The sequence below is a fragment of the uncultured Microbulbifer sp. genome (assembly GCF_913055755.1).
GTDB lineage: Bacteria > Pseudomonadota > Gammaproteobacteria > Pseudomonadales > Cellvibrionaceae > Microbulbifer.
This window is the reverse complement of sequence record NZ_CAJXKH010000006.1, coordinates 66,172-72,773: the sequence shown is the minus strand read 5'-3', so window position 1 is coordinate 72,773 and position 6,602 is coordinate 66,172. Positions and strand designations below refer to the sequence as shown.

General features: G+C 57.1%; 6 protein-coding genes. 2 read left to right on the top strand and 4 right to left on the bottom strand.

Annotated features, from left to right (window positions below; translation table 11 throughout):
• On the top strand, positions 1 to 663 hold a 663-nt coding region (locus QZ511_RS02655; RefSeq protein ID WP_295798551.1), incomplete at its 5' end, for a transglycosylase SLT domain-containing protein.
• A gap of 7 nt (positions 664 to 670) precedes the next feature.
• Here QZ511_RS02655 and QZ511_RS02650 read toward each other — a convergent pair.
• Positions 671 to 1,789, bottom strand: a complete 1,119-nt coding sequence (locus QZ511_RS02650; RefSeq protein WP_295798548.1) for an SO2930 family diheme c-type cytochrome — start codon at positions 1,787 to 1,789, stop codon at positions 671 to 673.
• A complete protein-coding gene (locus QZ511_RS02645; RefSeq protein ID WP_295798547.1) occupies positions 1,782 to 3,080 on the bottom strand; it encodes a parallel beta-helix domain-containing protein in 1,299 nt (432 codons plus the stop codon). The genes QZ511_RS02650 and QZ511_RS02645 overlap by 8 nt, the downstream gene beginning before the upstream one ends.
• A 383-nt stretch (positions 3,081 to 3,463) precedes the next feature.
• On the opposite strand from QZ511_RS02645, the gene QZ511_RS02640 reads away from it, so the two are divergent.
• Complete coding sequence (locus QZ511_RS02640) at positions 3,464 to 3,973, top strand: hypothetical protein (protein ID WP_295798544.1); 510 nt, start codon at positions 3,464 to 3,466, stop codon at positions 3,971 to 3,973.
• A 116-nt stretch (positions 3,974 to 4,089) separates the two neighbouring features.
• On the opposite strand, the gene QZ511_RS02635 is transcribed toward QZ511_RS02640, so the two are convergent.
• Both QZ511_RS02635 and QZ511_RS02630 read right to left on the bottom strand, forming a co-directional pair.
• Complete coding sequence (locus QZ511_RS02635) at positions 4,090 to 4,692, bottom strand: Yip1 family protein (protein ID WP_295798541.1); 603 nt, start codon at positions 4,690 to 4,692, stop codon at positions 4,090 to 4,092.
• Between the two features lie 347 nt (positions 4,693 to 5,039).
• Positions 5,040 to 6,104 (bottom strand): branched-chain amino acid aminotransferase, encoded by a 1,065-nt coding sequence (locus QZ511_RS02630; protein WP_295798538.1) that lies wholly within the window; start codon positions 6,102 to 6,104, stop codon positions 5,040 to 5,042.
• Positions 6,105 to 6,602 lie beyond the last annotated feature (498 nt).

Here is a 6,602-nt window from a genome sequence, read left to right as displayed (position 1 = left end):
GTAAAAAAATATGCAAACACCTATGACCTCGATTGGCGCCTGATCGTCGCGCAGATGTTCCAAGAGAGCACCTTCAACCCCAAAGCCAAATCCTGGGTAGGTGCCCGTGGCCTGATGCAGGTCATGCCCGACACCGGCAAACAGATTGGGGAGAAAAACCTGTATGACCCGGAAACCAGCGTGCGCGCGGGAATCAAATACCTGGAGTGGCTGCACCGTAAATTTGAAGATAAAGGTATCACCGCCGAGAACATGATGTGGTTCACTCTGGCCTCATACAATGCAGGACTGGGTCACGTCTACGACGCACAGGATCTGGCGGAAGAAAAGGGCTGGGACCGCAAGGTGTGGTTCAATAACGTGGAAAACGCCATGCTATTGCTGTCCGAGAAAAAGTATTACAAGAAGGCCCGCTACGGCTACGCGCGGGGGCAGGAGCCATACGATTATGTACGCAAGATCAAAGCCCGCTTCAGAACTTATGTGGCGCTACTTGAAGATTACCAGCGCAGAAAGACGATTGAACAAAGTCTGATCCTGCAGGCGCCGAATATGTTTGCCAGCGCGTTTTACTGGCCATTGCTGTTGCCGCAACCCCAGATCGCGCTGGCACCGGTACCGGCGGCACCTGGTGCCGGGCCGGTACCGGAACTATTGCACTAACCGCCGATCAGGAGCAGTTACCCGGGATCGCGGCGATCCACTGCCGCAGCAACTCGGTACCTTCCTCGTGCACCAGGCTTCTGCCCAGTTCCGGCATCATCGCACCCGGATCGGTGGATTCGACACGGAAGTTGAGGATGGACTTTTCCGGTTCCCCCGGCACAATCGCAAACAGACGGTCCCCGGAACCGGTACCCGCCGCCACCGGCGGCTTGCATACGCCGAGACGCCGCATATCCCGCTCGTTGTGTGCCAGCATCAGCCCGGAAGTATCCGCGGCACCACTGGGGTTGTGGCAGTGACCGCAGTTGATATCCAGGTAGGAGCGCGCCCGCTCCTCCAGTGAAACCGATTCGTCTTTGTAGTCGACATTGCTCGGCACCCCGGCCATCTCCGGCAAGCCGCTCAGGAACCCCACCTGTTGCCAGTAGAGCAGCTGGTTTTGGCTGCCGGACTGGTAGGCGTAGTCCTTGTTCAGGTGACGGGCGCGGGGGCCGATCGGCCGCACCGCTTTCTTGGTGTGGTTGTCGGCGTGACAGCCGGAGCACTGGTTTGCGTCCGGCACCACATAGGTAAAGCCCTGCTCGGTGCCATCCGCGCTCACCAGCTGCAGGCGCTTGGCATCGCCGGCGATCTCCAGCGTCGCTTCGGTCTGTTGCTCGTTCCACACATAGGGCAGTGCCTGCCAGCCGTCCGCGCGCTTTACCAGAATTCGCGTTTCCAGCAGTCTGACCTTCGACAGGTTGAGACCGGAACCGGCAAAGTCGTTGCTGTAGTCATCGGTACGTACAACCTTGCCGTCTTCACCCAGCGGGTAATAGAAGGTCTTGCTGATCACGGTACCAACCGGATAGTCGAAATCCTCTTCACCGTATCCGGCACTGCTACCCTCGGGCATCCACACCGTGCGCAGTTTGTGCGCGTAATCGGTAAACAGTGCGGTATTGAGGTCGTAGGGAACGACCCGTTCATTCAACTGCAGTTCACCGTCGATGGCCTCTACCACGTGCCAGGCACTCAGGTTGTCCGGCACTGCATTCCGTTCGTGTACTGTGACTTGCTGACGGGGCGCATCGCACCCCGTCAGCACCAGGGCCAGTACCGCGCCCCAATACCACTTACGCATCAGCAACCTCGGTGTTAGCGTTCTGCTCTTCCTGAGGCTGGTCAAAATCCAGGACGATCTGCGACAGCTTTTTCAAGCTGCACTGATGGGCAGAAATATCGGTGGTGATATTTTCATAATTGCCCTTTACATCCACATTGATGATGCCGACATCTTTGTTGTCGATGCACAGTTTGAGGTTCTCCGGCAGCTGGCCATCAACAAACTTTTTCTCGTCGATGGCGCCGTCCCACAGAATGTCCGGCAGGCTGCCACCGAGACCAAACTTGGCAATCTTCAGCGCTTTCAGTTCCATGTGGTCCGGCGCATCGCCACCACCGGTAAACTGGTTGTCGTAGATGTAGATACCTTCCGGGTAGGGATCGAAATTCACCTGGGTGGATTTATCGCTGTAATAACCGGCAGAGAAGTAGCTGCTCACGATGATATTCGCGGTGTCGTTATCAGCAATATCGTTTTGAAAAATCTCCACATTGTCGTTGGAGTTGATCACCACACCGGAGCCGGCCGGCACGGCCGCTACCGGGGTGCCTTCATGGCCAAAGTTTTCGGTGTTGTTCTTGAACACGCGGTTGTTGTAGACCCGGGTACTGTGGCCCGGCTGCGGCAGGTTGGGCATATTGAACACCAGAATACCGCCGGTATTGTTGGTGGCCACATTGTCGTAAACGTCGGCGCCGATGGTGTTCTCGATTTCGATACCCGCAACGTTAAATTCTGCGCGGTTGTTGCGCACGATAACATTGCGTGACTGGCCCACGTAGATGCCCGCATCGGATGCACCAATTGCCACAGTACCTTCCACCAGTGTGTTTTGGGTCTGTACCGGGTAAATACCGTAAGCGCCATTTTCCGTCGCCGGGCCGTTGGTCCATTCCACACGGATGTTGCGGATGATGATGTTTTCTCCCTCATTCACCTTGAGGGCATCACCGATGGTGTCCTCGATAGCCAGCTCCTCAATGGTGAAATCGCTGGCACTGACCAGCAGGCCTTCCGCCCCCTGAATCTGGTCCTTGAACGAGAGAATGGTTTTATCCATACCGGCGCCGCGAATGGTCACCCCATCCACGTTGAGGGAAAGGCTGCGGTTCAGGCTGTATTTGCCTTCGGGGATTTCGATCACATCTCCGGGCTGGGCCTGAATCAGCTGCTTCAGCAACTGCTTTTGAAAGTCCGCGGTCGCAGGTGCCGCAGTGGTATCCGCGCTGTTTGCGGAGTCGTTTTGCTGAGAACAGGCTGCAGCCAGGGCGGTTAGCAGAACTACGCCGAGTTTAGCGGTAGTTTTCATTGAATCTCCCAATCCAAGGTCGTTATTCGTTTTGATTCTTGTATTCAACCACAGCACCTGGCCCGACCGGCGAAGGAGCAAGCGCAGCAGCTCACAGGCGATCCACTTGTTGAAAGCGGACAGCGCACGGCCGACATCCCCGCCCCATGCGCAAACTGGTACCCACGTACCAATTAAGGGGCGCACAAAATACGTGCCGTGATCGCTCGAATATTATCCAATCACCTGCACGCCAGCAATAAGGGAGCCTGACCGATGTCTCAATTTAACCAACTCTTTTTGAGACCGATCGGTCGATTTTTGCGCCCTTTGCCGCCAGTACCTTGCCCCGCCTGCCGGTGAGGAGTAATTTTTCCCAAATTCTTCCACATACAAGGGTGTTCATGGACCGGACTTCCCCGAATAACCCCACGCGGCGGCTTGCAGGCGCCGCCCTGTTACTCTGTGGCTGTATCGGCACAGCCCAGGCGGCGGAGCTGGAGGTACGATTGACGTCAGATGGGGAGGAATATCGGCTGGTGCAGGAGTTGCAGGACGGATTCGAATACTTCGAGTCCGGCGCCCTGACCAGCGCAGCGAGCGGTGGCATCCAGACCTACGACGCCATCCGCTGCGACGGCAGCTGGGGGGCGATGAAGTATCAGGTCTCCCTCCCCAGCGGCCCCGGTCTCTCCCTGCGCAATGCGGGGGACACACTGCTACTGCAGATAGTGGAGCACGCGGTCATCAGTGAGGACCGCAATATTCAGGCGATGAAAATGCACTGCATGGAACTGGCCCCCAAACCGGTGGTACGTGCGATTGCGATGATCGAGCTGGATCCCGGCAGGGAAAAATCGGCACAGCAGCTTTTGGCCAATGGTTACCAGCTGGAGTACCACTACAAGCCCTAGTGATCCATACGCAAAAACCAATCTCGGGAAATACAAAAGCTGCGCAGCGACCGGGTCGCTGCGCAGCTTTTTTTACCCGACTGGTATCGGGCTAATACCTGACTAAGTAGGCCCGGTCAGTGCTGAAATACCGGTGCCGCCACGTAGCTCCAGAACAGCACCGTCGCCACCATCACCACCACGGCCATCACCAGACACACGGTCACAACCGCACTGGCAAACAGGAAGCCCCGCTCCTCGGAAACATTCAGCACGATGGGGATACCGAGATAAAGCAGGTAGACCGAGTAAGCGACTGCGGTGGTGGCGAGCAGGATATCCAGCCACAAAACCGGATAGAGACCGGCAACACCGGCGATGAAAATGGGGGTTGCGGTAAACCCGGCAATCACCATGCCTTTCATCGGGTGGGATTTTGCCCCGTAGGTTTTTGCCATCCAGTGAATGAAAAAACCCACCGCAATCACCGCGAGGATCATGGTGATGTAAAACACCGCGACCAGTGACAGGGCACTCTGACTGGTCAGGGTGCGCACCTGGTCACTACCGCCAATACTCCAGCCTATTTCCGTGGTACCGAAATACCAGGCCAGCGCAGGTAAAAACGCCAGGATAATGACGTAAGGAATCTGACGGTTGATATTCTTTTCAGACAAACCGGCAATATCCTGCCACTGCCGGCGCGGTTGCACCATCAGGCCATAGAGATGATTCAGCATTCCCGTTCTCCTCACTACGAGGAACTTCCCGGCCTGCGACTGCAGGTGGGAGGGAGAGCCTCATTAAACTCTCAAATTGATCTGGATACGACTTGTCAAAGTGAGGGATACCGCCGAAGGCCTTTCCCAAAGTTCCAGTATTTTATTGTTCACCGTCAGTTGTAACACTTCGGTCACTCAAGTCAACGCGCCGGGAGAAAAACACGCAACAAAAAAAAGGCCGTTTCCAGTGGAAACAGCCTTTTTCCATGAGTGCTACTTAACCACTCGAATTGGCACTCCGGGTCACGGTCCCGAGGCAGCGATCACGACTTCTTCGCAAACGCTACCGCCGGCTCAGTCCCGGATCACGGCACCACCAGCTCCACTGGCTGCATCCAGCCGAAACGGTCCTCGGCGCGTCCCTCCTGGATATCCAGTAGCGCGGCGCGCAGACGTTCCGCCACTGGGCCCGGTGCCTGGCGCAACGTGTAGCGCCTGTCGCCGTCGCCCAGTTCGCTGATCGGACTCACGATTGCCGCAGTGCCGCAGGCGAACGCCTCGTTACAGGTTCCGGACTCCACCAGTTTCAGCAGGTCGTCAATGTCTATTTCCCGCTCGTGTACCTCGATACCCATGTCCCTCGCCAGGGCCAGGATGGAATCGCGGGTAATGCCTTCGAGAATGGAGCCGTTCAGTGCCGGCGTGTGCAGCGCGCCGTCCATCACGGCAAAAAAATTCATTCCGGAAAGCTCATCCACCGTGTGGCGGTTACCGGGGTTCAGCCACAGGGACTGGTCGTAACCGCGTTCCTTGAGACGCGCGACACTGAGCAGGGACGCGGCGTAATTGCCCCCTACTTTGGCGTCCCCGGTACCGCCAACTGCAGCCCGGGAATCCTCCCGCTCCACCCACAGGCGCATATTGCCCGCATGGTAGGCCTCGGAAGGGCTGGCTATTACGTAAAATTCGTAAGCCCTGCTGGCGGTAACTGACAGATCGGGCTGGGTGCCGATCAGGAAAGGCCGGATATACAGGGACTCACCGCTGTTTGCCGGAATCAGATTGGCGCAGTAGGCGGCAACCGTGCGCACCCCGTCGAGAAACAGCGACTCGTGCACCGGCGGCATACACAACCTGCGAGCGGAGTGTTCCATACGCGCGGCGTTGCGCTCGGGGCGAAACAGGCTCACGCCGCCATCGCCGCGGTACGCCTTCATCCCCTCGAAGCAGGACTGGGCGTAGTGCAATACCTTGGCGGCCGGATCCAACGCCAGCGGGCCATAGGGCACCAGTTCACCATCGCTCCAGCGGCCATCCTGATACCTGGCGCGGAACATGACCGGTGCCATCACCGTACCGAAACCGAGCCGCTCCGGCAGCTCAAACCCGCGCAGGCTGGTAATGGCTTCCGGTTGTATTGTTATGCTCACAAAGCTCTCCCATTTACAAAGCACAGGAATTCACTAACCCGGGGATTATGGCGCTTTGCGACGCATAATCCAAACACCCCTACCAAACCACGCTTAAATGGCGCAACTCATTCGACATATTTACGAAAGCACTAGGACAAACATCCGCCCCAAGCCGCAAACCACCTCATTCACCACTTTCCATGACCCGCCCAGGCAGTGGAGTCAGCACTTGATTCACCCGTTCATTCTAGCCAGCGCGCCAACCCATACACCGGCCCCACCTTCCGCCCTGAGCAAGAACTGTCATCCATATGATCCGGTGCAGCGCCCTTTTCATCGCCGCCCGCGGTGAAGCTGCCAGACTGGGAAAAACCCGCAGGCATTCCCCCAGTCGCCTCACGCCTTTTTCATTGGCGGCACAGACCTCTGCAAAAAACAAAGGCGGGAAAATTCGTTGGCTATACTCAAAATACACGGACGGTGCTCGCCAATTGCAAGGGAAACCCATGCCAAAGC